Source organism: Zhouia amylolytica AD3 (genome assembly GCF_000511935.2).
GTDB lineage: Bacteria > Bacteroidota > Bacteroidia > Flavobacteriales > Flavobacteriaceae > Zhouia > Zhouia amylolytica.
In genome coordinates this window covers 854,653-881,274 of record NZ_AYXY01000019.1, presented here as the reverse complement: position 1 = coordinate 881,274, position 26,622 = coordinate 854,653, and the positions used below count along the sequence as shown (strand labels likewise).

25 protein-coding genes are annotated in these 26,622 nt (G+C 35.9%); 8 read left to right on the top strand and 17 right to left on the bottom strand.

The window, feature by feature from the left end; all coding sequences use genetic code 11:
- Positions 1 to 35 precede the first annotated feature (35 nt).
- Positions 36 to 1,121 carry a methylmalonyl Co-A mutase-associated GTPase MeaB gene (gene meaB, locus P278_RS08545; RefSeq protein WP_038264986.1) on the bottom strand — a complete coding sequence of 362 codons (1,086 nt, stop codon included), beginning with the start codon at positions 1,119 to 1,121 and terminating at the stop codon, positions 36 to 38.
- Positions 1,118 to 2,086 (bottom strand): aldose epimerase family protein, encoded by a 969-nt coding sequence (locus P278_RS08540; protein ID WP_051413476.1) that lies wholly within the window; start codon positions 2,084 to 2,086, stop codon positions 1,118 to 1,120. The genes meaB and P278_RS08540 overlap by 4 nt, the downstream gene beginning before the upstream one ends.
- A gap of 100 nt (positions 2,087 to 2,186) precedes the next feature.
- On the opposite strand from P278_RS08540, the gene P278_RS08535 reads away from it, so the two are divergent.
- Genes P278_RS08535 through P278_RS08525 form a run of 3 tightly spaced genes read left to right on the top strand, consistent with a single transcriptional unit; the run spans position 2,187 to position 4,750 of the window.
- On the top strand, positions 2,187 to 2,729 hold the full coding sequence (locus P278_RS08535) for an RNA polymerase sigma factor (RefSeq protein WP_038264983.1): 543 nt from the start codon (positions 2,187 to 2,189) through the stop codon (positions 2,727 to 2,729).
- Positions 2,713 to 3,297 carry a hypothetical protein gene (locus P278_RS08530; protein ID WP_038264981.1) on the top strand — a complete coding sequence of 195 codons (585 nt, stop codon included), beginning with the start codon at positions 2,713 to 2,715 and terminating at the stop codon, positions 3,295 to 3,297. The genes P278_RS08535 and P278_RS08530 overlap by 17 nt, the downstream gene beginning before the upstream one ends.
- On the top strand, positions 3,269 to 4,750 hold the full coding sequence (locus tag P278_RS08525) for a DDRGK domain-containing protein (RefSeq protein ID WP_038264978.1): 1,482 nt from the start codon (positions 3,269 to 3,271) through the stop codon (positions 4,748 to 4,750). Before P278_RS08530 ends, P278_RS08525 begins: the two co-directional genes overlap by 29 nt.
- Here the strand turns inward: P278_RS08525 and msrA are convergent, their stop codons facing one another.
- Positions 4,751 to 5,428, bottom strand: a complete 678-nt coding sequence (gene msrA, locus P278_RS08520; RefSeq protein WP_038264975.1) for a peptide-methionine (S)-S-oxide reductase MsrA — start codon at positions 5,426 to 5,428, stop codon at positions 4,751 to 4,753. It lies immediately after the preceding gene.
- A gap of 74 nt (positions 5,429 to 5,502) precedes the next feature.
- Positions 5,503 to 5,844 (bottom strand): DUF6249 domain-containing protein, encoded by a 342-nt coding sequence (locus P278_RS08515; protein WP_038265525.1) that lies wholly within the window; start codon positions 5,842 to 5,844, stop codon positions 5,503 to 5,505.
- A gap of 152 nt (positions 5,845 to 5,996) precedes the next feature.
- On the opposite strand from P278_RS08515, the gene P278_RS08510 reads away from it, so the two are divergent.
- Together P278_RS08510 and P278_RS08505 are read left to right on the top strand one after the other, a co-directional pair.
- Positions 5,997 to 6,569 (top strand): RNA polymerase sigma factor, encoded by a 573-nt coding sequence (locus P278_RS08510; RefSeq protein ID WP_038264972.1) that lies wholly within the window; start codon positions 5,997 to 5,999, stop codon positions 6,567 to 6,569.
- Positions 6,566 to 6,961 carry a hypothetical protein gene (locus P278_RS08505; protein ID WP_038264969.1) on the top strand — a complete coding sequence of 132 codons (396 nt, stop codon included), beginning with the start codon at positions 6,566 to 6,568 and terminating at the stop codon, positions 6,959 to 6,961. Before P278_RS08510 ends, P278_RS08505 begins: the two co-directional genes overlap by 4 nt.
- A gap of 503 nt (positions 6,962 to 7,464) precedes the next feature.
- On the opposite strand, the gene P278_RS08500 is transcribed toward P278_RS08505, so the two are convergent.
- The 8 genes from P278_RS08500 to lnt all read right to left on the bottom strand — a co-directional run bounded on the left by P278_RS08500 (position 7,465) and on the right by lnt (position 19,343).
- On the bottom strand, positions 7,465 to 8,736 hold the full coding sequence (locus P278_RS08500; protein ID WP_038264966.1) for a sterol desaturase family protein: 1,272 nt from the start codon (positions 8,734 to 8,736) through the stop codon (positions 7,465 to 7,467).
- A gap of 76 nt (positions 8,737 to 8,812) precedes the next feature.
- Positions 8,813 to 12,175 (bottom strand): preprotein translocase subunit SecA, encoded by a 3,363-nt coding sequence (gene secA / locus P278_RS08495; protein WP_038264964.1) that lies wholly within the window; start codon positions 12,173 to 12,175, stop codon positions 8,813 to 8,815.
- A gap of 82 nt (positions 12,176 to 12,257) precedes the next feature.
- Positions 12,258 to 12,479: a DUF2795 domain-containing protein gene (locus P278_RS08490; RefSeq protein ID WP_038264961.1), complete on the bottom strand. Its 222-nt coding sequence runs from the start codon at positions 12,477 to 12,479 to the stop codon at positions 12,258 to 12,260.
- 150 nt (positions 12,480 to 12,629) lie between these two features.
- Positions 12,630 to 13,205: a cob(I)yrinic acid a,c-diamide adenosyltransferase gene (locus P278_RS08485; RefSeq protein ID WP_038264958.1), complete on the bottom strand. Its 576-nt coding sequence runs from the start codon at positions 13,203 to 13,205 to the stop codon at positions 12,630 to 12,632.
- 41 nt (positions 13,206 to 13,246) lie between these two features.
- Positions 13,247 to 13,759, bottom strand: a complete 513-nt coding sequence (locus P278_RS08480) for a hypothetical protein (protein WP_038264955.1) — start codon at positions 13,757 to 13,759, stop codon at positions 13,247 to 13,249.
- A 247-nt stretch (positions 13,760 to 14,006) separates the two neighbouring features.
- Positions 14,007 to 15,617: a leucine-rich repeat domain-containing protein gene (locus P278_RS08475; RefSeq protein WP_038264952.1), complete on the bottom strand. Its 1,611-nt coding sequence runs from the start codon at positions 15,615 to 15,617 to the stop codon at positions 14,007 to 14,009.
- Positions 15,618 to 15,844: 227 nt separating this feature from the next.
- Positions 15,845 to 17,704 carry an ABC-F family ATP-binding cassette domain-containing protein gene (locus P278_RS08470; protein ID WP_038264949.1) on the bottom strand — a complete coding sequence of 620 codons (1,860 nt, stop codon included), beginning with the start codon at positions 17,702 to 17,704 and terminating at the stop codon, positions 15,845 to 15,847.
- A gap of 55 nt (positions 17,705 to 17,759) precedes the next feature.
- Positions 17,760 to 19,343, bottom strand: a complete 1,584-nt coding sequence (lnt, locus tag P278_RS08465; protein ID WP_235444266.1) for an apolipoprotein N-acyltransferase — start codon at positions 19,341 to 19,343, stop codon at positions 17,760 to 17,762.
- 169 nt (positions 19,344 to 19,512) lie between these two features.
- Here lnt and P278_RS08460 point away from each other — a divergent pair, with 169 nt between their 5' ends.
- Positions 19,513 to 20,271, top strand: coding sequence for a CDP-alcohol phosphatidyltransferase family protein (locus P278_RS08460; protein ID WP_038264947.1), 759 nt, complete (start codon positions 19,513 to 19,515; stop codon positions 20,269 to 20,271).
- Here the strand turns inward: P278_RS08460 and lptB are convergent, their stop codons facing one another.
- The 4 genes from lptB to P278_RS08440 all read right to left on the bottom strand — a co-directional run bounded on the left by lptB (position 20,272) and on the right by P278_RS08440 (position 23,248).
- On the bottom strand, positions 20,272 to 21,027 hold the full coding sequence (gene lptB, locus P278_RS08455; RefSeq protein WP_038264944.1) for an LPS export ABC transporter ATP-binding protein: 756 nt from the start codon (positions 21,025 to 21,027) through the stop codon (positions 20,272 to 20,274).
- Positions 21,028 to 21,091: 64 nt separating this feature from the next.
- Entirely contained in the window at positions 21,092 to 21,448 is a 357-nt protein-coding gene (locus tag P278_RS08450; protein WP_038264942.1) for a carboxymuconolactone decarboxylase family protein, read from the bottom strand.
- Positions 21,441 to 22,280, bottom strand: coding sequence for a twin-arginine translocase subunit TatC (tatC, locus tag P278_RS08445; protein WP_038264939.1), 840 nt, complete (start codon positions 22,278 to 22,280; stop codon positions 21,441 to 21,443). Before tatC ends, P278_RS08450 begins: the two co-directional genes overlap by 8 nt.
- A complete protein-coding gene (locus P278_RS08440; RefSeq protein WP_038264935.1) occupies positions 22,280 to 23,248 on the bottom strand; it encodes a KpsF/GutQ family sugar-phosphate isomerase in 969 nt (322 codons plus the stop codon). Before P278_RS08440 ends, tatC begins: the two co-directional genes overlap by 1 nt.
- Positions 23,249 to 23,333: 85 nt before the next feature.
- Between P278_RS08440 and recQ the strand changes: the two genes are divergently transcribed.
- The gene (gene recQ / locus P278_RS08435) at positions 23,334 to 25,535 is read left to right on the top strand and encodes a DNA helicase RecQ (protein ID WP_038264932.1); all 2,202 of its coding nucleotides are present in this window, start codon (positions 23,334 to 23,336) and stop codon (positions 25,533 to 25,535) included.
- 28 nt (positions 25,536 to 25,563) lie between these two features.
- Here the strand turns inward: recQ and P278_RS08430 are convergent, their stop codons facing one another.
- Complete coding sequence (locus tag P278_RS08430) at positions 25,564 to 26,064, bottom strand: GNAT family N-acetyltransferase (protein WP_038264929.1); 501 nt, start codon at positions 26,062 to 26,064, stop codon at positions 25,564 to 25,566.
- 124 nt (positions 26,065 to 26,188) lie between these two features.
- On the opposite strand from P278_RS08430, the gene P278_RS08425 reads away from it, so the two are divergent.
- Positions 26,189 to 26,617, top strand: a complete 429-nt coding sequence (locus P278_RS08425) for a DUF2141 domain-containing protein (protein ID WP_038264926.1) — start codon at positions 26,189 to 26,191, stop codon at positions 26,615 to 26,617.
- Positions 26,618 to 26,622: the final 5 nt, after the last annotated feature.

Below are 26,622 nucleotides of genomic sequence, written 5' to 3'. Positions count from 1 at the left end.
GCAAATGTATCATTTTTCGGGAAGGTAGGCACATCTTACTCTTGAATATATATTTTGAATAAGTATTCTGCGGCAGCGAATGGAGAAACTTTGTTGTTTTCCAATAAATCTAATTGGTTTTTAAGACGCTCTTTAATTGTCGGGTGGTTATAAAAACTTGATTTCAGGCGTTCATTAATTGTTTGAAGTAGCCATTGTTTGTTTTGTTGTGCTCTTTTCCTGTTGAAAGAATCGTTACTTTGTGAATGATTGATAAACTTTACTATCAATTGCCAAGTCTTTTCGATACCTTTATTTTCAATGGCAGAAGCTGTAAGTACTTTGGGGATCCACCCATTTTCTTTTGGGGGGTATAGGTGAAGTGCTCTTGTAAACTCAATTTTGGCTTGTTTTGCCCTGCCGATATTATCTCCATCAGCTTTATTAATCAGTATGGCATCGGCCATTTCCATTATACCTCGTTTTATTCCCTGTAATTCATCGCCTGCGCCTGCAAGTTTTAAAAGCAAGAAGAAGTCTACCATACTATGTACAGCCGTTTCGCTTTGCCCAACTCCTACAGTTTCAATGATGATAGTGTCAAAACCGCATGCCTCACAAAGAATAATTGTTTCTCTTGTTTTACGAGCAACCCCTCCAAGAGAATCTCCAGATGGAGAAGGACGTATGAAAGCATTTTCGTTTTTAACCAGTTCTTCCATCCGTGTCTTATCACCCAGAATACTACCTTTTGAAATTGAACTACTAGGGTCTACTGCCAAGACAGCCACTTTTTTGCCTTTGGTAGTGAGGTAAGAACCAAAACTTTCGATAAAAGTACTTTTACCTACCCCAGGAACACCAGTTATTCCTAGCCTTACAGAGTTGTTAGCGTAGGGCAAACATGCTTCAATAATTTTGTTCGCTTTTTGAGTGTGATCGGGATTGGTGCTTTCGATTAATGTAATTGCCCTACTTAAGGCAACTTTATCACCGCTAATAATAGCAGCCGAAAGTTCTTCAGGTGTAGGTTGTTTTTTTCTTTTATGTTTCAGTTTAGAAATGGAATTATCACTGATGTTTTCAGGGTTAGAAACACCTTCTTTTTCTGATAATGCCGATTTCTTCTTTGGTTTTGTCATGATCTAATATCAAACTCAAAGATACTATGATTCGTATACTTTTCACCTTTTTTTAATAAAGTTGAAGGAAATTCAGGTTGATTTGGTGCATCTGGATACCCTTGGGCTTCAAAGCATATAGACGAGAATTCTGAAAATGAATTGTTATAATTGCCTGCAGGAAGATTTTGAGGTGTATAAATAACAATAGCAGGTTGGTTCGTTTTAACCTTCATTTCAATTCCTGTCGATTCAGAATAGAGTGTTGCCACAGGTTCTGGATTGTTTATAAGAAAACAATTGTCAACCCCTTTAAAATCCTTTTTATCCATCAATTTTTCTTCTTTGGAAAAATCGTAAGGAGTTCCAGTTGTATTTAAAATGTTACCAGAAGGTAACTTATCGGGTGTAAATTCAAGAAATTGATTGGTATTTACCTTTAGGCAATGATTGCGCACTGAACCTTTTCCATTCAGGTTGTAATAATTATGGTTGGTAAGATTGAGGTGTGTGGTTTTGTCGGTTTCAGCTTCATAAAAAATAATAAAAGACTTTCCATTTAATTTATAGGTAACAGAAACTTTTAAATTACCAGGGTAACCTTCTTCACCATCCTTACTGTAATAGGTATATTTGATAAAGGGATTTTCGCCGTTTTTTATTTCTTCAACCTCCCAGTTTTTTGCTGAAAAGCCTTCTTTACCACCATGTAAGTGAACACCTTCCTCGTGGTACAATGGATAATAATCGCCATTAATAGTGAATCCCTTTTTAAGTCTACCGGCATATCTTCCAATACTATTACCAATAAACGCGGGGTTGTTTAAATAATCGTCTGGATTTTTGAATCCTAAAACGACATTTATTTCTTGATTATTTACGTCTTTAAAAAAAAGTTTTTGAACTGAAGCACCATGGTTAATCGTTACTAATTTCAGGTGCTCGTTGGCGATTGTATGTTGTTGTATCAAATTAAAAAATTTCATCGAAATTAAAAAAATATTATCTTTTTGCAACACTGGTAGGTTTTACTCGTCTTTAAGATGAACAACAATTGTAACCAAAACCAAACCGAAACAAGCCGGCATGTTTCAAATTGATCTCGTTGAGAAATGTAAAAAGAACGACAGGAAAGCACAGATGCAGCTTTACAAGCAGTATTGTGATGCCATGTTCTGTGTGTCGATGCGATATTTAAAAAACGTAGATGACGCACAAGATGTTACGCAGGAAGCTTTTATACGTGCTTTTCAAAAAATTGACCAATTTAAAGCTGAAGTAACCTTTGGTGCATGGTTGAAAAAGATCGTAGTAAATAAATGTATTGATTTTTTGAAACGTAAGCACCAGTATTATTTAGCGCTTGATGAAAACATATTAAATGTCGTAGATGAAAATGATTGGAAAGTGGATGACCAGGTGAGTATAGAGGAGGTTAAATCGGCCATTGAAAATTTGCCTGAAAAATACAAATATGTTGTTATGCTTTATTTGATTGAGGGGTATGATCATGCAGAAATTTCAGAAATTCTTGACATCACCCAAACAGCATCGCGAACACAATTATTGAGAGGTAAAAATCAATTAAGAGAATTGTTAAAAGACAAACGTTATGGCACAAGATCTTAGAGATTTATTCAAAAACAACGAAAGCTTTAAACCTCATAAAATGCCGGAAAATCATGAAAAGCGTTTTATGGAGATGCTTGATGAGCAATTGCCAAAGAAGAAGCGAAATAGTACTTATTTGTTTTTAAAAATTGCAGCATCATTGCTATTGCTTTTAAGTTTAGGGACTATTTTTTATGATTCGTCAGATACTGTAGCGTCTCAGGTGGTTAATGTTCCTGAAAAGTCGGATAATACGAATGACAAAATTACTTTGGGTGATATATCTCCAGATCTAAAAAAGATAGAAAACTATTATATAGCCAATATTAATGTCGAGTTGGCAGAGGTTGAAATCACCGAGGAGAACCAGCAATTGTTTGATGGTTATATGAATCGATTAGAGGAGTTGAATTCGGAATATCAAAAACTTACAGAAGAGCTCAATGAAGTTGGGCCAAACGAACAGACAGTATCTGCGTTAATAGATAATTTACAATTAAGGTTACAATTGTTGTATCGATTGAAGGATAAATTAGAAGAACTTAAACAAGCTAAAAATGAAAAGTTTAATGACCAACAAGTGTAAATTTTTTCTAGCTGCTTTTACTCTAACAGCATTCGTTACGTATTCACAAAAGCAGGCTAAAGATTTCAAAGAAAGCTTTAATGTTAATCCAGAAGTGTCCATTAACATTAACACCAGTTATACTGATGTTGAATTTGAAACCTGGGACAAAAATACTGTAGAGGTAATTGGTACCATAGAGGTCGAAGGAGTTTCGAAAGAAGAGGCAGATAAAATATTTAAAAACTGGAGTTTTGAGGCTAAAGGAAATAGTAGCGAGATTACGATTTCTACCCAGCCGGCTATTCATTTTGCATCTGGTAATGTTATGGTTTTTAGTGATGATCAGGAGTTTGAATTTAGAATTCCGGAATTACCAGAAATGCCTGAGATGCCTGAGATGCCGGAAGTACAGGCTTTTTCTTTCAGAATGCCCGCAATGCCTCCGATGCCGCCTATGCCAATGAATATGAGTGATTTGGAGTTTGATTATGAAGCATATAAAAAAGATGGGGATAAGTATTTGAAAGCCTGGAAAAAAGAGTTTAATAAGAACTTTGATAAGGATTTTAAGGAAAACCTAGAGGCCTGGAAAGAGGATATGAAACGTTACCAGGAGGATAGGGAAAAGATGAAGGTGGATAGAGAGAAGATGCAAGAGGAAATTGAAAAACATCGTCATGAAATCGCAAAAGTTCGCGAAGAGGCGAGAAAGGAAATTGTGATTCGCAGGAAAGAGATAGCAAAGGAAAGGTCTGAAGCTGAAAAAGCGCGTAGGGAAGCCATCATAGAATGGGAAGGGACAAGAGTACGTTCAAACGGTGATGCGAATACTTATTTTATCAGATCCAAAGGCGGTAACGAGAATTTGAAAGTGAAAAAAACGATCAAGATCAAAATGCCTAAAGGGGCTAAGCTTAAAATGAATGTAAGGCATGGTGAAGTAAAAATAGCTGACGCCACAAAGAATATAAATGCAACCTTGTCTCATACAAGGTTGCATGCCTACCAGGTAGATGGTGAGCAGACGTTTATTAAAGCGTCGTATTCTCCAATTGTAGTTGATCACTGGAATTACGGAGAGCTTAATTTAAACTATGTGAAAAATGTAGATTTGAAAAATGTTAAGAGTGTAAAGCTGTCTTCAAAATCATCGGATGTCGTTATAGGAACTATCTCCAAAGATGCGATTATCAATGGAAGTTTTGGAGATCTTTTGATAGCCAATGTCAATCCAAGTTTTAAAAATCTTTCAATTATTCTGGATAATTCAGATGCCATTGTCAATTTACCTAAAACCGCGTTTGATTTTTATTGTAATGCTACAGATTCCAGTATTGTTTACCCTAAGGATATGGTCCTGGATGTTTCTAATAACTATAACTCCAAGATGGTAAAAGGTTACCGTGCTAAAAAGAACGGATATAAAACAGTAAATATAGTTGCTACCTATAGTGATATAGAGGTACAGTAATTAATGCTTATTGTTGGTTTCTTTTTTTAAAAGAAATGGACATTGTTCCTTAAATCTATTCAATCTCGGAACTGATACATTCTTTATATAAGGATTATTAGGATTTTTGGCTTCATAGTCCTGGTGGTAGTCTTCAGCGGGCCAAAACTTTTCAAAGGGAATAACCTCTGTTACAATTGGTTTTAGGTATTTTCCACTCGTTTCCAATCTTTGAATATATTTTTCTATGATTTCTTTTTGTTTGTCATTTTGATAAAATGCAATAGATCGGTATTGTGTGCCGACATCGGGTCCTTGCCTGTTTAGTGCGGTTGGGTCGTGAGATTCGAAAAAAGCCTGCACTAACTGCTCAAATGAGACTTTATCAGGATTATAATAGATTTCTACTGCCTCTGCATGCCCCGTATTTCCGCGACTAATATCGTAGTAGGTTGGGTTTTTAGTTTTTCCGCCGGAATAGCCGCTAACCACTTCCTTAACACCGTCAATACTTTCAAAAATAGCTTCTACACACCAGAAGCAACCACTGGCGAAATATGCCTTTTGCATATTTTGATCGATTTGTGGTTGGGGTTCCAAATCTTTTAAAGAAGAGGTTTGGTCTTTTTTAGTTACAGCCTGGCAACTTATGGTAAATAATAAAGTAAAAAATAAGGAACCTAGTTTTAAGACTTTCATAATAAACGAATTTGTTTAGTAGGTCTTAAGATAACTAAATTCCTTACAATGATTGGAAAAGAAAATGAAGATTGTTATTCTAGTTTTTGCGCAATTTTAAAACCGGCTAAAAGTCCAAGTCCTCCAAAGATAAAGGTGCATCCAAGAACCAAAACGGCTTCGTTATATGGGCTAAGAACATGTGTTAGAGAGTGTGCAGAAATGATTCCTGTTCCAATCCCAGTAAATAAACATCCGATATTGATCACAATGATTTTCCACATTGGCGTGATTCGTTTTTTAGCGCTGTAAAAAATTGATGCATCCGCTCCTTTTTCAATTAGTGACATGCGCTCTTTGTTTCTTGCAGTAATGAATAAGTAATACATTCCAAAGACAGTGGCAAAAAGAAGGCCGAAAAAGATAACTACTTCCATAGTGAATTTAATTTTGGTTAATTGTTTTTGATCGAGAATGAACTCGTTTGTTGGTAAGACTTTATTAGTTTCGGTTTGGTTACAAAAAATCTTAAAAATTTTTTTCAGTATAAAGTGTAACCATTTCCATATTTTTAAAGTCATATATCCAAATGACTAACCTAACCGACCATAATTATATTGAGAAAACCTTACAAGGGGATACCCTTGCATTTTCAAACCTGGTAGAAAAATACCAGGATATGGTTTTTTCAATTGCTTTTAAGTTATTGAGAAATCGAGAAGAAGCTGAAGATGCTGCTCAGGACGCCTTTGTTAAATGTTATCATTCACTGCCTAAGTTTAAAGGTGAAGCAAAGTTTAGTTCGTGGTTATACCGTATTGTTTATAATACAAGTTTGGATAGACTAAAGGCCAATAAGAAGAGCTTAGGTGATATGGTTGTGGATGAGATATCTGAGGGGGAATTGGAAAGCGTAGAAACTACGCTAAATTATATTGAAGGTAAGGAGCGATCGGCAATTATTAAAGCCGCGGTAGAAAAATTGCCTTCGGAGGAACAGGTTTTAATCTTGTTATATTATTTTGAAGAGTTATCTTTAAGAGAAATTACAGAGGTGGTTGATATTTCACTTGAGAATATAAAAGTGCGGTTGTTCAGAAGTAGAAAAAAGCTTTTCAAGTTATTGAAAAATGAGGTTGAATTTTTAAAAAGATCAGTATGAGTATTGAGGAAGAAAAAAAATTAGAAGCTATTACAAGAAGGATGATCCAAGACTCTGGTTTAGAAAAGCCTTCAGCTGGTTTTATGAATCGTGTTATGCTGAGTATACAGAAAGAGCAACAATATGCCTATACACCATTGATTAAAAAGTGGGGATGGTATATTATAGCATCTTTGCTAACGGCAATTACCGTAATACTAATTAAGTTTTCTGATCGGTCTACATTCTTAGAACACCTGGGAGTTGTCAAAAAAATAGATTTTAGTAATTTAGATATTGTTTCAAAACTTCAATTTTCAGATACAACATCTTTTGTGTTGATAATGGCTTTTTCTCTTATACTGTTTCAGATGTACCTTATTAAGAAAATGTATTTTAAGCAGTTCAAATAGTGGGTATTAATATACAAATGCGGGATATTGGGAGCATGTGGACTATGTGATCCGCATATACGGGGAGTTGATATGGATGCCAGAGTGGTAGGGAATAACATGGGAATATACGGGATATCCATAAAGAAACAACGGAGTTTCAACGGACTTTGACGGGGTGTTTGATGTGTGTATAGTGCAATTTCTGCTCTTTTTTATAAACCATTAATTTTTTAAGGAGAAAGAGATTAAATGTAAAAAAAAATGTACTACGAGTCCATTTATTCAGGTAAAATATTGAGATATGAAAGTGGGCTATGGAATTGTTAGAATAAACCACCTCAAATTAGCGATGTCTAGTTCATACTTCTTTGTTCAGCATAGGGATATTTAATTGCTTCTGTTTTAACGGTTGTTTAGGTTGTGTTGATAGTGTATTCAAATCGGTATGACGGATATATTAAATATTAGCAAGTTAGATTGCCTTTAAATGTTCCTTATAGCAATGGTGTGTTTTAAACGGTTTAAATAGTTTTTTTAAGATTAAGTAGCTGCTTCTTTTGCAAGGAGGAAAAGTACCATCCACCTAAAAGGGTGATTATAAAGTATAATAAAACAAGAGAACTTCCGATCTCTAAATAATGGTTCAATCCAAACCAATCTCCGGATATTACAATAAAAAGAATTCCTGCGATACTTCTGAGGGCTTCGATAAATACTGCATAGGCGCTACCGTCCATTAGTGAGGTATAGCCAAAGATACCTGTAAATACAAACAGTCCACATAGAAACAATCCATTTAGACCCATGTCACTATAATTGTAAAACATGAACATCATAAGGATGGTGTTGCATATTAATTGAAATGCCACATAGCAAGTGAAGTATTTATCATTATATGTTTGATACTTTTTAAAACTATAAACGTTTTCAATGATCGAGTAGGGGTGTTTATCTATCATATCTGCCGGTCGCCATCCTGTAGGCATGAACCAAATAAGAATCTTATCTTTCCAGTTTTTGGTATACCATGCATCTTTCATCAGGCGCCAGAGATGTTGAAAGTTTATTAATATCGGATTCCAGGTTGAGGCTGGTTTTAAGACTCCATAAACGGGAGGGGTATTTTGTAGTTCCTCCTGGAAGGTTCCAAACATTCGATCCCAAACACAAAATATTTGTCCGAGGTTTTTATCAATATATTCCGGATTTATGGCATGATGAACCCGGTGTTGGGAAGGGGTTACGATTATATATTCCAGCCAGCCTAACTTTCCTATATACCGGGTGTGATACCAAAACTGTAAAAATAAGTGAATAGGAGCGAGTATGTTGATCACTTTTGCAGGGACTCCTAATAAGGCTGCCGGTATTAGAAGCAATGGAAAGTAGCCTAAAATATTAGAAATGGATTGTCGGAGCGCACATGCTAAATTGAACTCTTCGCTACTGTGGTGAATGACATGCTGATTCCAAAAGAAATTTATTTTGTGACTCAGGCGATGATTCCAATAGCCTGCAAAGTCTAAGGTAATAAAGCCTATGACATAGGTGAGCCAATTAGCTTCGATATGAATTAAAGCGATACTTTTTAATAGGGTGGGATACGATACGAATATTATGACCAATGGTAATGAGTCTTTAATAATATTTGTGAGTCCGGAGCTTAAACTTGAGATCGTATCAAGCGGTTTATGTGTGTGTTTTTTTACTATATATCCATAAAGTATTTCTAAAAGTACGAGTACTATAAAAAGAGGAATGGCATATAATAAAGCTTGGGCGTAGGTTTCCATAAATAGTTTTTAGTTGTATATAAAAATAAAAAAATCCTGCATATAGCAGGATTTTAACTATTTATGGAATCATTTATTATTCATTTTCAACCAGAACCCATTCTCCTTTTTCAATAAGTGGAATTGCTTGTTTATATTTCAATTCTTTGCTTTCACCGCTCATTACATTTTTAATGGTAACACGTTCATTTCTTCCAATCTTTGGTTTATCCCTAACAACAGTTTCAGTAACCTGAGGTCTTTGTTGCGTTTGACCAGCCGCTCTGCTTTCAGCTGCTCTTTCATCAAGGTTTGGGATCTCTTCTTTAGAAGTTTTATAGCTTTCTTTTCTCTTAACATCTCTTGCTTCACTAATATTGCTAGAGTCTTGTGTTGGTAGTTCACCTTTGAATAAGAACGAAATAACATCTTTATTCACTTTATCAACCATTTCCTTAAAAAGTTCGAAAGCTTCAAATTTATATATTAATAACGGGTCTTTTTGTTCGTGAACTGCTAACTGAACTGATTGTTTTAGCTCATCCATTTTGCGAAGATGATTTTTCCATGCATCATCTATAATGGCTAAAGAGATATTCTTTTCAAAATCAGATACGAGTTTTCTACCTTGAGAATTATATGCTTCTTCCAGATTTGTTACTACGTTTAATGTTTTAATACCATCTGTAAATGGAACAACGATACGTTCAAATCTATCTGATTGATTTTCGTAAACATTTTTAATTACAGGGAAAGCCGTAGCTGCAGTACGTTCAATTTTTTCTTTGTAATGCTGGAGTGTTGCCTGATATACTTTTGAAGCAATCTCCATGTAGGTAAGTTTTTTAAATTCTTCCTCTGAAATTGGAGATGTAAGTGAAAAGTATTTAATGAGTTCGAACTCAAAATTCTTGAAATCGTCAGCCAATTTATTGGTCTCGGCAATATTTTCACAAGTATCGTACATCATGTTAGCGATGTCAACTTTCAAACGCTCTCCTTCGAGTGCATGGCGACGACGTTTATATACAACTTCACGCTGAGCATTCATTACGTCATCATATTCTAATAAGCGCTTACGAATACCAAAGTTGTTTTCTTCTACTTTTTTCTGAGCTCTTTCAATGGATTTGGTCATCATAGAGTGTTGGATAACTTCACCATCTTCTAACCCCATTTTGTCCATTAGTTTAGCTACCCTGTCTGAACCGAATAAGCGCATTAGGTTATCTTCAAGGGATACATAGAATTGAGAACTACCCGGATCTCCCTGACGTCCTGAACGACCTCTTAACTGTCTGTCTACACGTCTTGAATCGTGTCTTTCTGTACCAATGATAGCAAGACCACCGGCATCTTTAACTTCCTTAATTAATTTAATATCCGTACCACGACCTGCCATGTTCGTAGCTATAGTTACTACCCCAGGTTGGCCTGCTTCAGCAACGATGTCTGCTTCCTTTTTATGTAGTTTAGCATTTAGTACATTGTGCTTAATCTTTCTGATATTAAGCATTCTACTTAGCAATTCGGAGATTTCTACCGAGGTGGTACCTACTAATACAGGTCTTCCTTCATTTACCAGGCGAACAACCTCGTCGATAATAGCGTTGTATTTTTCTCTTTTTGTTTTATAAATCAGGTCTTCCTTGTCTTTTCTTGCAATAGGTCTGTTGGTAGGAATTTCGACAACATCCAGTTCATAGATTTCCCAGAATTCACCTGCTTCCGTTATTGCTGTACCTGTCATACCAGATAACTTATTGTACATACGGAAGTAATTTTGAAGTGTAACGGTGGCGAAAGTTTGCGTTGCCGCTTCGATTTTTACATTCTCTTTAGCTTCAATAGCCTGGTGTAAACCATCGGAATATCTACGTCCTTCCATGATACGACCGGTTTGCTCGTCGACTATCATCACCTTGTTGTCCATTACGACATATTCCACGTCTTTTTCAAAAAGGGCATATGCTTTAAGTAGTTGGTTCATGGTGTGTATACGTTCACTTTTCACACCAAAATCTTTGAATAACTCTTCTTTTAGTTCAGCTTCTTCTTCAACCGGAAGGTTTTGATTTTCAATTTTAGCAATTTCAGTACCTATATCAGGCATTACGAAGAAATCTAAATCATCAGTATCTTTGGATAGATATTCAACTCCCTTATCGGTAAGTTCAATCTGATTGTTTTTTTCATCGATAACAAACAATAACTCTTCATCAATCTTAGGCATTTCGCGGTTATTGTCTTGCATATAGAAGTTCTCTGTTTTCTGAAGCAATTGCTTGATCCCTTCTTCACTTAAGAACTTGATTAGCGCTTTATTTTTTGGTAATCCTCTATGTACTCTTAGTAATAGAAATCCGCCATCCTTGGTGTTCCCTTCGGCAATTAATTTTTTTGCTTCAGCAAGGACGCCAGTTAAATATTGACGCTGTTTGCTAACAAGATCTCCTACTACGGGTTTTAATTCGTTAAATTCGTGTCTGTCACCTTGAGGGACAGGACCGGAGATAATTAGGGGTGTACGAGCGTCGTCAATTAATACAGAATCGACCTCATCGACTATGGCATAATTATGTGGTCTTTGAACCAGATCTTTAGGAGAATGCGCCATATTATCACGCAAATAATCGAAACCGAATTCATTATTCGTACCGTAGGTTATGTCTGCCTTGTAAGCATTTCTACGTGATTCTGAATTGGGTTGGTGGTTATCAATACAATCTATCGATAGTCCATGAAACTGAAATATAGGAGCCATCCATGCACTATCTCGTCTTGCCAGATAGTCATTAACCGTCACGAGGTGTACTCCTTTGCCTGTCAGGGCATTTAAGTATACCGGGAGTGTAGCTACTAATGTTTTACCCTCACCAGTTTGCATTTCTGCAATTTTACCTTGATGAAGAGCTACACCACCAATAAGCTGAACATCATAATGAATCATATCCCAGGTAACTTCTTTACCAGCTGCATTCCAAGAGTTGTTCCAAACAGCTTTTTCATTGTCTAAAGTGACATAGTCATGAATTCCAGAAAGTTCGCGATCGAATGGAGAAGCAGTTACAGTGATTGTTTCGTTATTAGCGAATCGTTTAGCAGTTTCTTTAACTACTGCGAAGGCTTCTGGTAAAATCTCATTAAGGGTATTTTCATCAATCAGATTGGCTTCCTCAAGAAGTTGATCTATTTGATTGTAAATATCTTCTCTTTTATCAATGTCTTCGTTTGTTTCAGCTTCCTGCTGTAAACTTTTAATTTGTTCATCTATTGAAGCACGAGCGTCTTTTATCTGCTGCTTAAAAGCTTCGGTTTTTGCTCTAAGCTCATCATGTGACAAGTCCGAAAGCGATTTCTCAACAGCTTTTATTTTATCTACTATGGGTTGTATTTCTTTAACGTCTTTCTTCGCTTTATCTCCAATAAAGACCTTAATCAGGGAATCCATTAAACTCATAACTGCTTCTATTTTAGTTCAAAATTACGCAAAAAAAAAGCCTCAACTGAGACTTTTTGCGTTTAAATAATGATAATGTTTGTTAATATTCGTCTTCATTCCAGAGGTAATCTTCCTCCGTAGGGTAATCTGGCCAAATCTCTTCAATCGATTCATACATATCTCCTTCATCCTCAATTGCTTGTAGATTTTCGACCACTTCGAGAGGTGCACCGGTTCGGATGGCATAGTCTATCAATTCGTCTTTGGTAGCCGGCCAAGGGGCATCATCTAAATAAGATGCTAATTCTAAAGTCCAATACATCTTTCTATAATAATTTTAATTTCTTGCAAAAATAATTTTTAAATGTAAAAAGTCAAGTAAAAAATGCACGAATTACATAATTTTTAAGAACGTAATCATTTTTTGATGAAATAATTGACTTTTTAATGTTAAAATCTTATTAAAATAAGGTCAACTCTCCTTTTCGGGAATCCATTTTACCTCATCAATTTTTAAGTCATACGACAACTTTCGTGCCAGTACAAAAAGATAGTCGGACAGACGATTTAAGTACTGAATTACTTTTTCGTCAAAAGGTTCATTTTCAAACAGATGAGAGGCTAAGCGTTCAGCTCTTCTACATACAGTTCTGGTTATATGACAATATGACACCGATTGATGGCCACCGGGAAGCACAAAATGTGTCATAGGGGGCAGGTCTTCATTCATCTTATCTATTTCATTTTCCAATAACTTAATGTCGTTATCAGCTATTTTTGGAATGTTTAAGCGCGGTTTACCGTTTTTTAAGGTTTCTTTTTCGGGAGGTGTTGCCAAAATGGCACCAATGGAAAATAAGCGATCCTGAACGTGTATTAAAAGCTTTCTAAGTTCTTTTTCTATATCCTGATCGCGAAGCAGCCCTATCCATGAGTTGAGTTCATCTACGGTACCGTAACTTTCTATGCGAATATGATGTTTTGGTACTCTGGTACCTCCAAATAGCGAGGTTTGTCCTTTGTCTCCTGTTTTGGTATATATTTTCATGGTAACTTCTTTGGTATTAGCGAAGGTACAAACAGCATTGTTTAAACCCTAATGATAAAATGTTCTTTTTGTTGTTCTTTTCTAATGAATAATAATCCACAGTGGTATGTATCGATACTGACATTAAAATCTTCATCTCGGGTTATGTTTTCCCAGATATTAAAGGATTTTTCTGATGAATGAATCCCGTCCAATAATATCAAGGTGTCATTATGAATAAGGGGCTTTACAGCGTTTATTTCCTTTGGTAGCTGATCATTTAAAATATCAATATGACTGAAATAAACCAAATCATACGTTTTTTGTTGTTCAGTTTGGTTAAAGGGCTTTATGCCGAGGTAGTCTGACAAATTAGAATTGGGTTTTTCAAGATTGCTTTTATAAGCTACCTCAGTTATTTTTGAGGCCACCAGAGCACTGGTAAATGCGTTTATTTCCGGTGTGCCAATATTCAGAATATGTTTTGGATTAAAGTATTGTATTAGTCGATGGTATAGTTTGGCTTTTTTTATGGAGCACGAATTGTTGTTTATGCCTTTTTTTATTACACCCATCAACTTTTTTGAAATATCCTCGGATGTTTTCCGGTAAAAGCATTTAGTGATCATGCTGTAAACAAAAGGTGAGTGGACGCCGTGTTGGTTGGTCGACTTAATGAGGAATTTGAAATAATTAAACAAAGAAGACAAAATTGTTGATTTATAGGGACAAAAATAAACTAAAAACTTCACTGTTGCCAGTGAAGTTCTTACATGTGTAAAATCAAATTAATATGAGAATAAAAAGTGGTTGCTATTAGAATTAATAGCAGTCGGTACGATTATCTTTTATGATTTGTGTACCATAATTTGTTTCGAGATCACAAACAGGTTGTGGTATTCCAAACAAAAAATTTCTTTGAATGTTAAGAGTTTTTAGGTTTGTAAGGTTTCCTAATTCTTCTGGTATTAAGAATAATTTATTACGATAAAAGGAGGCGGTTTCTAAATTATTCATGTCGCCTAAAGTTGCTGGAACTGTTTGCAAGTCATTCCCATCGAACAGAATGTTTTTAAGGTTGTCCATTTCGATCAATTGAGATGGGAATTGTTGAAAATCATTATAGGCTAAATCAACCGTTTCAATTTGGGTCATATCGATTACGGAGTTATTAAGGCTAATTAGTTTGTTAGTCCTTAATCTCAGCACTTTAATTTCTTTTAAGTTACCCAGTTCTTCAGGGATCTCCTGTAGCTGATTATTGTTTAAAAATAATTCTGTCAGGCTGGTTAGATTTCCGACACTGATTGGTAAAAACTGAATGTTGTTGTCGCTTAATATCAACCATTTGAGGTTGGTTAAGTTGCCCAGCTCTTCAGGCAGCCATGCAATCCGGTTTGAATTTAAAGCTAATCGATCTAATTGCGTTAAATTACCTATAGATGCAGGAATAGAATTAATGTTGTTACCATTTAAGAACAATGACCTTAGATTAGTCAAGTTTCCAATCTCTTCAGGGATGGAATTCATCTTTAATGCGCTATCGGTATTTTGGACAACCAGATCTGTTAATTGAGTAAGCTTACCTATTTGAGGTATGAGGTTCTCTATATTTTTATTAGTAAGATCAATCTGAGTAACTCTTTGGTCGTATAGGGTAATACCTTCCCATTCAGCAATATTCAATGAGGTAATGTCCCAATTAAGTAAGTTTTCCAAATTGGCCTGATATAAATCAATCAGTATTTTACGCTCATTAGGTGTGTATTCAATGAGAAGAGAATAGGTGTTGGTATCTCCATTTTCTGCTGTGACTGTGTAGTTGACTCCTTCTACTAAGACATCTTCCGGGGATGGGGTGATTGTAGCTCCAACTGAAAATTCGATACTTGGAATTAACCCACTGTCTATACTTCCTTCCGGGATTGTAAGTTTAATGGTCTTATTAGTTTCGTCAATATTAGCTTCAATATCGTAGTAAATTTGATTACTGTCTGTTCCATCACTATTTATGGACGTAAGTAGGTTGAAGCTAGTGACTTTTGCTTCTGAACTTTTTGCGACCTCTATATTTACATTGTAAATAATAGACGTTTCGTCTTCAGCTGTTACGGCGTATTCAACTGCCTGGGTAAAATCAATACGAGTTTGGTCACTTGGTGTAACTTTCGATAATGGGGAGCTTTGTATTGAAGGTTTAAGATTTGAAATATCAGTGCCAACAGGCATGGTAGCTGTGATAAGCTTTTCACTTTCATCAATGGAAGCTACAACGTCAGTATCGAGGCCTTCATTATCTGAAGCCAAGAATTCAAAACTTTCTATTTCCTTTAAGTTGCTTTTTGGGATTTCTTCTCCTGAAGAAGAATCATCCTTACTACAGGAGAAAACGATCACCGTAGCAACTAGTAGGTTAAGTAGTTGTCTCTTCATATAAAGTCAACATTTAGGTTAATTTTGGTTGAACTACATTTAAGAAACTTGGGGCAGTTCAAAAAGGTAGCTTGGGGTTCAAAAGAGTAAGGATTAACTTATTCTTAAGAACTAAATTACTGATTAATTTTATTTAATCGATAAAAAGCTCTAAAAATTCGATGAAATGCACAAAGATTTTATTAACAAGGTTTGTTAATATATTTTGTAAGAAAAAAGAAAGAGAATTATTCTAATTTCATAGACAATTCAAACCAACGTTCAGTTTTTTCTTCAATTTGACTGGTTATTTCTTGTAATTTTATAGACTGTTCATTGATCTCTTCCCCTGTTAAATTTGGATCAAGGAACAGAACTTCAATCTCACTTTTCTTTTGTTCCAGCTTTTTTATTTCTTTTTCGAGTCTGTTGTATTCTTTTTGTTCATTATAGTTTAACCCGCTATTGGCGTCCTTTTTCCAGCTTTTCTTTTCTTTCTTTTCGGTGGTATTATTTTCTTCCGGTGTAGCACTGTCTTCATAAACCCTAAAATCACTATAATTTCCGGGAAAATCTTCAATTATTCCATTGCCTCGGAACACAAACAGATGATCGACGATTTTATCCATAAAATAGCGATCGTGTGACACTACAACCAGACAGCCTGGATAATCCAGTAAAAAACTTTCCAATACATTAAGTGTAACTATATCGAGGTCATTGGTAGGTTCATCCAAAATTAAAAAATTCGGATTCTGAATTAAGACGGTGCATAAATAAAGTCGTTTTAATTCTCCACCACTCAGTTTTTCTACAAAATCATACTGTTTCTTTCTATCGAAAAGAAATCGTTCCAGTAACTGGGCTGCAGAAATCGTCCTCCCTTTAGTAAGTGGGATAAACTCACCAAATTCTTTTATAACATCAATTACTTTTTGCTCAGGTTTAGAGTGAATACCACTTTGCGTATAATATCCAAACTTAACTGTTTCTCCAACTACTACTTTTCCGGCATCTGGCTCTAGGGCTTTGGTAAGAATATTTAAAAATGTGGATTTTCCAGTTCCATTTTTTCCTATTATGCCAATACGTTCCCCTTTAATAAAGTTGTAATTGAATTTATCAGCAATTATTTTTTCACCAAAAGATTTGGAGATGTTGTGAAGCTCCACAATTTTACTTCCCAGGCGTTCCATGTTGATCTCCAGGGTAACCTGATGTTCTTTTCTTCGCTGATGTGCTTTTTCTTTTATCTGATAAAAATCGTCAATACGAGATTTAGACTTGGTCGTTCTTGCTTTAGGCTGTCTACGCATCCAGTCGAGTTCCTTTCTAAAAAGATTTTTAGCTTTCTCTGTACTCGCTGCCTCCGATTCTATTCGTTGTTCTCTTTTTTCAAGATAATTCGAGTAACTGCCTTTGTATTGGTATAATTGGCCATTGTCTAACTCTATGATCTCATTACAAACTCTTTCGAGAAAGTAGCGATCGTGCGTTACCATAAAAAGCGTAATCTTCTCTTTGGCAAAATAGGATTCTAACCATTCAATCATTTCGAGGTCTAAATGGTTGGTGGGTTCATCTAAAATGAGAAGATCGGGTTTGCTAATTAAGATCGTGGCTAAAGCAAGTCTCTTTTTTTGTCCTCCGGACAAAGAAGAAACTTTTTGGTCTAGATTATCAAGCTTTAGTTTAAAAAGTATTTGTTTGTATTGCGTTTCGAAATCCCATGCCTGATGAATTTCCATTTGTTCAAAAGCTTTTTGATAGGCCTCTTCGTTTTCCGGATTTTTTAAAGCCTTTTCGTAATTGTGAATTACTTTTAAGATTTTATTCTCCGAAGCAAAAATGGTTTCTTCAATTGTCAGGGACGGAATTAAATCCGGTTCTTGTGAAAGAAAAGCAATGTTCAGGTTGTTTCGTGTTACCACCTGACCTTCATCTGGGGTGTCTTTACCGGTAATAATATTTAGTAATGATGTTTTTCCGGTACCATTTTTTGCAATTAGTGCAATTTTTTGATCCTTATTGATGCCAAAGGAAATATCCGTAAACAATACACGTTCTCCATATGATTTGGCAATATTTTCAACAGAAAGGTAATTCATCAATGTGTTTTCAAAGATTCAGAAGTTCATACTTCAAATATGAGGCAAGGTACGATCAAGATTTTTTACGGGCAATAGCAAATAGTATAATTAATCCTGCTATTAATACAGCAATTCTTGCAATGTAATCGCCGTATTGCACATAAAAAGTCTTTTTATCATTAATTGTAATGACACCTTTCAGGGTGCCTTTAATTTCGTAGGCGAGGGTGCTCATGACTTCACCTTTCTCATTAATAAAAGCAGAGACCCCTGTATTGGCACTTCTGGCAATACTTCTTCTGGTTTCAATGGCCCTCAATTTGGCATAACTCAAATGTTGCATGTGACCTTGTGTTCGATCCCACCAGGCGTCGTTAGTGATTATGGTTAAAAAGTTTGCCCCTTTTTTAATATATCCGGTAACAAATTCACCATACACTGATTCGTAACATATTATTGGAGCAGCAACAAATTCTCCAGTATTTGAGGTGAACACACCCCTTTCTTTTTGGATGCTTCTGGTTGCAATAGTTCCTCCCAGGTCTAGCATGATATTACCAAGTAAAGGCTCGAGAATTGATTTAAAAGGAAAATTTTCAACTCCAACTACTAATTTTGATTTAATGTAGAATTGTGACTTTCCTGTTTTGTTAATTTGAGCTGCTGCGTTGTACCAATCCACCCAGTCACCTCGCTGTGTGCGGTTAGCTGTGGAGGTAGGTCTTTCATCTTGCTGATATAATCTATAGAAGTCTGCTCCTACAATAATATTCAGGTTGTCGTTATTCTTTGATAGAGTACTTAACATGTTCTTTTGCTGGCTTCTATCAAATTGATCAATAGGAAACGTATCAGAGAAAACAGTTTCAGGGGCGATTAGATAATCGGTGTTTTCATCTAGTTTATCCTTGGCTTGCTGAATGAGTCCGGCGGCTATTTCAGTGTTTGATTGACCGTACTTCTCAGTATAAGGATCAACATTGGGTTGAATTATAACAGCTTCAATGGTTTTATTACCTTCTTCATAATTATTGAGGATTAAAAAGGAAATAATGATAGGGATGGCTATACACAGGACATTTTTACCAACTCCAATAGACAGGATTTTTGTGCTTTTGTGCTCTTGATACTTTTCATAGGTTTTAAATAGACCGATATTCACGATCCAAATCCAGAGAGCCCCTCCGAAAGTTCCAGTGAACTCATACCATTGAATCCAAGAGGTGTATTCTGAAAAAACGTTACCCAGGTTTAACCAGGGCCATGAGAAATCCCAGTTGAGGTGAAACTTTTCAAAGGCCATCCAAATGGCGGGTAAAAATACCAGGTGTATTTTGGAAGGTAATTTATTAGCGACTTTATGGTACATCAGGAATACCAATGCCATTAATAAGGAATTCACCAGGATAGCAAAGAACATTCCAAAAGCGCTTGAATACCACAACCACCAGGTGGTTATAGAATTCCATACCAAGAAGGCCAGATATGATGTGGCCAGTGTTTTTAGTCCTTTTCTTTTAGTGTCTGAAAGGCGAATGTTTTTCTCTGCAATTAAAAGTGGTATGAATCCTAAAAAGGCTAAAAGAGGTAGTCCGTATGTAGGCCAGGCTAAGGCAAGCAGTAAGCCGGAAAAAATCGCAAGTAGGTAATTCTTCATCAGGTTTATTGTCAATTCAAGCTGTGAAATATGAAATATTCAGTTTCTACAAATATCTCATAATTTTATAAATATATTCTATTATCTATTAAACAGAATAAATAATCGGGTTAAATGTAGTATTACTCATCGTTATAAAAACCTTATTTTTACACAAAATATTTTAAAGATGAAGAAACATATCCCTAACCTGATAACCTTATTAAATCTATTTTGTGGATCAATTGCAGCAATCTTTGCAGTGAAAAATCAGCTTGAAGTGGCTGCTGTTTTTGTGTTCTTGGGTATATTTTTCGATTTTTTTGATGGTTTAACAGCCAGGTTACTCAAAGTACAGAGTGATTTGGGTATTCAATTAGATTCTTTAGCAGATATGGTTACCAGTGGTCTGGTTCCTGGAATTGTGATGTATCAACTGTTGCACATGAGCAGTGGAATTGGAAGTTGGGAAGTTGCGGATAGTCCAGTTGAAGTAGTTTCGTTGTTTGGAGGGGATGTAAAAGCACTTCCTTTTCTTGGTTTATTGATTACCCTGGCCTCTGCTTACAGGCTGGCCAAGTTCAATATAGATGAAGATCAGGCTACCTCATTTATTGGGTTGCCGACACCTGCCAATGCTCTTTTTATTTTATCTCTTCCGTTGATATTGTTTTATCAGGGAAACGATTTGGTAAATGGTTTTATTCTGAATAAGTGGTTTTTGATTGCTATAACCTTATTGAGTTCTTACATGCTCAATGCACGGATTCCGTTATTTGCTTTAAAGTTTAAAGATTGGAAGTTAAAAAGTAATGCTACACGATATAGCTTTTTGTCACTAAGTGTAATATTATTAATTCTCCTTCAATTTATAGCGATACCAATTGTTGTGGTATTATATGTTTTGATGTCGGCTATGGATACTATGATGAAAAAAAAGCAACCTTAATTAAGGTTGCTTAGCTTTAAAATCTAATTTCTTTTTACGGAGTTCGAAATTTTGTCCCAGATATACTTTTCGTACCATTTCATCTGCAGCAAGTTCTTCAGGTTCACCTGCTTTTAGAATGTTTCCTTCGAACATGAGATAGGAGTGTTCTGTGATGGCTAAGGTTTCCTGAACGTTATGATCGGTGATGAGGATCCCAATATTTTTATCTTTCAAATGCGCTACAATGCGTTGAATGTCTTCAACGGCCACCGGGTCAACTCCGGCAAAGGGTTCATCTAATAAAATAAAGCTTGGGTCAGTTGCCAATGCACGGGCTATTTCGGTACGTCGTCTTTCGCCTCCTGAAAGCAAATCTCCTCTGTTTTTTCGAATGTGTCCTAAACTAAACTCATCTATCAGTGCCTCCATCTTCATATGTTGCTCCTTTTTAGAAAGCTTTGTAAGTTGAAGAACACTCAATATGTTATCTTCTATGCTTAGCTTTCTGAAAACAGAAGCTTCTTGTGCCAGGTACCCAATTCCGTGTTGGGCGCGTTTGTACATAGGGTAGCTTGTAATTTCCTGGTTATCTAAAAAGATCTTCCCTCCATTCGGTTTAATCAGGCCGACTATCATATAAAAGGAAGTGGTTTTTCCAGCACCATTAGGTCCGAGTAAACCAACAATTTGTCCTCGGTTTACCTCCAGGGAAATTCCTTTAACTACTTTTCGTCCTTTATAGGACTTCATAATGTTTTCAGCTCTTAGCTTCATGTTTTAGCTTTCAGAAATTCAAAAATAGACAAATACTCCAGAAATAAATATCTTTTAAGAAACATTATGAATTTGCTTTTTGTTCTTCCAGGGCATCCCAATATTCGTATGCTCTTCTTAAATGGGGGATAACGATGGTTCCACCCACCAGTGTAGCAATACTCAAGGCTTCAAAAACCTCTTCTTTTTTAAGTCCTTCTTTATGGGAGGTTTCCAAATGGTATTTCACACAGTCATCGCAACGCAGTACAGCTGAGGCTACAAGGCCAAGTAACTCTTTGGTTTTCACATCCAAGGCACCAGGCATGTAGGCATTGGTGTCTAAATTGAATATGCGTTTTGTTACTTTATCAGCGTCCTCTAAAATGCGCTTATTCATTTTAGCGCGATACTCGTTAAATTCTTCTACTTGATTAGCCATTTTTTGTCAGTGATTTTTGTTCTTCTTCTCTCTTTTTCTCTTTTTTTAATACGATTCTGGAGATGATAATACTGGCTTCATATAGAATGGCGATCGGTATGGCTACAATAATCTGGCTAGCCACATCCGGAGGTGTAATTACAGCAGAGAGTATTAGTACTATCACCAAAGAAATCTTGCGATATTTCTTTAAAAACTCTGGAGTTACGATCCCTATTTTGGTTAGAAAGAATATAAGAATTGGAAGTTCAAATATAATTCCACAGGCTAAAACAGAAGATCGAACCGTTGATATATATGAAGCTAAATCAATGTCATTAAAAACCTCTTTACTTACGGTGTAATTAGCAAGGAAGTTAACTGATAAAGGAGAAATAATATAGTAACCAAAAAGTACACCGGTAAAGAATAACATAGAGGCGACAAAGATGAAGCCTTTGGCATGTTTTCGTTCATTTTCATAAAGACCCGGGCTGATGAATTTCCATAATTCATACAATATATAAGGGAAACCTAAAATGATTCCTGCCCAAATAGAGGTCCAGATGTGAGCTGAAAACTGTCCTGCCATTATTCTACTTTGCACCCTAAACTGGGGTCCTTCACAAAAGGATTCGTTTAACCCCAATGTTTTAGCAATGTTACAGAAAAAGCGATAAGTTACGAAATCGGCCTTTTTGGGACCGAAGATGATTGTATCGAATATAAAATCTTTTGCTATGAAAGCGATAACACCAATTATTAAAATAGCTGCTGTCGATCTTATTAAATGCCATCTTAATTCTTCTAAATGATCTAGAAATGACATTTCCTGAGCGTTCTTTTTAGCCATTATATAATACCTTCTTTTATTAAATCGTGTAGGTGTATAACACCTGCGTATTTACCTTTTTTTTCTACTAGTAGTTGTGAGATGCCATTCGCTTCCATATGCTCCAGGGCATCTACAGCCATGGCATTAGCCTCAATTGTTTTAGGATTTTCAGACATGATGTCGCAGGCTTTTAAACCGTTTATTTCATCATATTTGTTAAGCATCCTACGAATGTCACCGTCGGTAATAATACCTACAATTTTACCGTTATCATCGGTAACCGGTGCAACACCAAGTCTTTTTTCAGTAATTTCTACAATGACATCTTTAATTGGAGTTTCCGTTTTCACCTGAGGTTTCATGTTGGCCTCTGAAATATCGTGTACTCTTAGGTATAATTTTTTTCCTAGGGCACCTCCCGGATGGTATTTAGCGAAATCTTTACTACCAAATTCTTTAAGTTCCAGTAAGCATATTGCTAAAGCGTCACCGATAACCAACTGTGCTGTGGTACTAGAAGTAGGCGCAAGATTGTTAGGGCATGCTTCTTTTTCTACATGAGCGTTCAATATAAAATCTGCTTGTTGACCCAGGAATGAATCTTTATTTCCGGTTATAGCAATAAGTTTATTCGGTCCATTTTTTAGCAAGGGAACCAGTACCTTAATTTCAGGAGTATTTCCACTTTTAGAAATACATATTATAACATCGTCTTGTTGTATAGTTCCTAAATCACCGTGAATGGCATCGGCTGCATGCATAAATATTGCAGGGGTTCCGGTGGAATTTAAAGTAGCTACAATTTTAGTGGCAATTATTGCGCTCTTGCCTATACCTGTAACCACTACACGCCCTTTGGAGTTGTAGATGAATTCGATGGCATTGGCAAAATCTTCATCAACCAAACTACTAAGATGTTGAATTGCTTCACATTCTGTGTCAATAGCTTTTTTTGCTGTAGCTATGATTGTATCTTTGCGTTTCAAACTTTGTGTTTTATATGGTTTGTAATAAATAAAGAATGTATTATCTTTAGTTGTGCAAATGTATGTAAAATAGTAAAACGATAGGATGGATACAGCTGAAATTGACTTACACGCGGCGCTGAAGCAGTATTTTGGATTTGGTCAGTTTAAGGGATTACAGGAAGGTGTTATAAAGAGCATCGTTAATAATAAGAATACTTTTGTTATTATGCCTACGGGAGGAGGAAAATCATTGTGTTATCAGCTTCCCGCCTTAGTTAAAGAAGGAACGGCAATTGTGGTTTCCCCATTAATCGCATTGATGAAGAATCAGGTTGATGCCATTCGAGGTATCTCGGAAGACAGTGGCGTAGCGCATGTTTTAAATTCTTCTTTGAACAAAACTGAAGTAAAAAAAGTAAAGAGCGACATTAAAAGTGGTGTTACAAAATTGCTTTATGTGGCACCGGAATCACTTACGAAAGAAGAGTATGTTGAGTTTTTACGCTCTGTGAAGCTATCTTTTGTAGCTGTGGATGAAGCGCATTGTATTTCCGAATGGGGACATGATTTTAGGCCCGAGTACAGAAATCTTCGAACGATTATTAAGCGTTTAGGTGACGATATACCTATAATAGCGTTGACAGCAACCGCAACACCAAAGGTTCAGGAGGACATAATCAAAAACCTCCAAATGTCGGATGCCCAGGTTTTCAAAGCTTCATTTAATCGACCTAATCTTTATTATGAGGTTCGGCCGAAGACCAAGAACGTTGATGCCGATATCATACGATTTGTAAAACAAAATTCCGGGAAGTCCGGAATTATTTATTGTTTAAGTCGTAAAAAGGTAGAAGAGCTGGCTCAGACCTTACAAGTAAATGGTATTAAAGCTGTGCCTTACCACGCAGGCTTAGACGCTAAAACCCGCGCTAAGCATCAGGATATGTTCTTAATGGAGGATATCGATGTGGTAGTTGCCACTATTGCCTTTGGAATGGGAATTGATAAACCCGATGTGCGTTTTGTAATTCACCATGATATACCTAAAAGTATAGAAAGTTATTACCAGGAAACTGGAAGAGCCGGTAGGGATGGCGGTGAAGGACATTGTCTGGCATTTTATTCATACAAAGACATTGAGAAACTTGAAAAGTTCATGAGCGGTAAACCTGTTGCTGAGCAAGAAATTGGTTATGCTTTACTTCAGGATATGGTCGCTTATGCAGAAACCTCGATGTCACGTAGAAAATACATTCTCCATTATTTTGGAGAAGAGTTTGATGAAGTGAATGGAGAAGGTGCGGACATGGATGATAATATACGACATCCGAAGAAGAAACACGAAGCAAAAGATGAAGTGGTCATTCTTCTTCAAGTTGTTAAGGACACCAAACAGAAGTATAAGAGTAAAGAAATTGTGAATACCTTAATTGGTAAGGTTAATGCTCTTATAAACTCTCATAAGACTGATGAGAAGCCATTTTTTGGCATCGGAAAGGATCAGGATAATAAATATTGGATGGCTCTTATTCGCCAGACTTTGGTAGCAGGTCTCTTAAAAAAGGAGATTGAACAATATGGGGTTTTGCAATTGACCAAGGCAGGGAAAGCCTTTCTGGACCATCCAGAGTCTTTTATGATGACAGAAGATCACGTCTATGAAAATATTGAAGACGATTCAATTGTTACGGCTTCTAAAGGTGGAGGTGCAGTAGCTGATGAACAATTACTTGCCATGTTAAAGGACCTTCGGAAAAAAGAAGCAACCAAACACGGGATTCCTCCTTTTGCTGTTTTTCAAGATCCATCTTTGGAAGATATGGCTTTGAAATACCCTGTGAGTATAGAGGAGTTTGCTAATATTCATGGAGTAGGTGAAGGGAAGGCAAAAAAGTATGCCAAACCATTTGCCAGTTTAATTAAACAATATGTCCAGGATAATGAGATAACCAGGCCTGATGATCTGGTAGTGAAGTCTACAGGAGCTAACTCTACTTTGAAGTTGTATATTATTCAAAATATTGACAGGAAGTTAGCCTTGGATGATATTGCAGATGCAAAGGGACTTAGTATGGAGGAGCTCATTAAGGAAATGGAACAGATCGTTTATATGGGAACTAAGCTGAATATAGATTATTGGGTGAATGATATTTTAGATGAGGACCAACAGGAAGAAATTTATGATTATTTCATCGACGCTGAAACAGATAAAATATCAGATGCTATTGAGGAGTTCGATGGAGATTACGATGATGAAGAATTACGATTATATCGAATAAAATTTATTAGTGAAGTAGCTAATTAGATGAAAAGCCTGCATTTGCAGGCTTTTTTTATTTCTCAGAAAGTTCAAATTCCAAATCATAACACTGGTCTTTCTTATTCCAGTACTCTTTCTTAAATTTAAAAAGCTTTTGCAGAATATGAACTGATCCTTGATTTCTCTTATCTACATAGGCTTTTAGTAATTTTATATTCATATGCCTGAAGGCATATTGTACCAGGCCAAGAGTCACTTCAGAACCATAGCCCATATTCCAGTATTTTTCTATCAGACGAAATCCTATTTCCCACTCGTTTTTATCATTCTTAATAACGGCACATGTTCCAATGAATCTATTGTTTTCATTTTCAATTGCCCAAACAAAAAATGGATTTGACTTTTCTGAATATTTCGTTATTAAGTTGTTCAGGTCCTTGCTACATTCTTCGAATGTCTGTGGTCTTGTTCCCGTATACCTCATTACATTATTACTACTTTGCAATTCGAAAAAAGCATTGAGATCTTGAGTTTTTAATTTGCGAACTTGTAGTCGGTTAGTTTTAAAAATCATTAAATTGGACTGAATTTATAGTCAAGGTTACAATTCATCCTTTAAAAATAACAATTCGGAAAAAGACTTTTTAAAAAAACATTCTTTAGTTCGATATTTGAACATCATTTAAAAAAAAACTCACATGATTCGCTTTGTACTTTTATTAGTATTGATCCTATTAAGTAAATTTACATTAAGGGCTCAAGAGGGAGAAACGGTAAATATTGTTGTGAAAATTACGAATTTCAAGAACAATGATGGCAAAGCCATGGTGGCACTCTATAATCAAGAAAAGACTTTTTTAAAAACACCATTTAAAGGTGAAATAGCAGCCATAGATAAAGAAACTTCAATGGTGACTTTTAAAAACGTCAAGCCTGGTATATATGCAGTAGGTGTTTTTCACGATCAAGATGACGATGATGAATTAGACATGTTTATGGGAATGATTCCTAGAGAACCTGTGGCATGTTCTAATAATGCACCTGCTAAATTCGGTCCCCCAAAATGGGATGATGCCAAATTTACGGTAGCCAATAAGGATGTTCATCAGCATATCAGTTTTAATTGATTCTT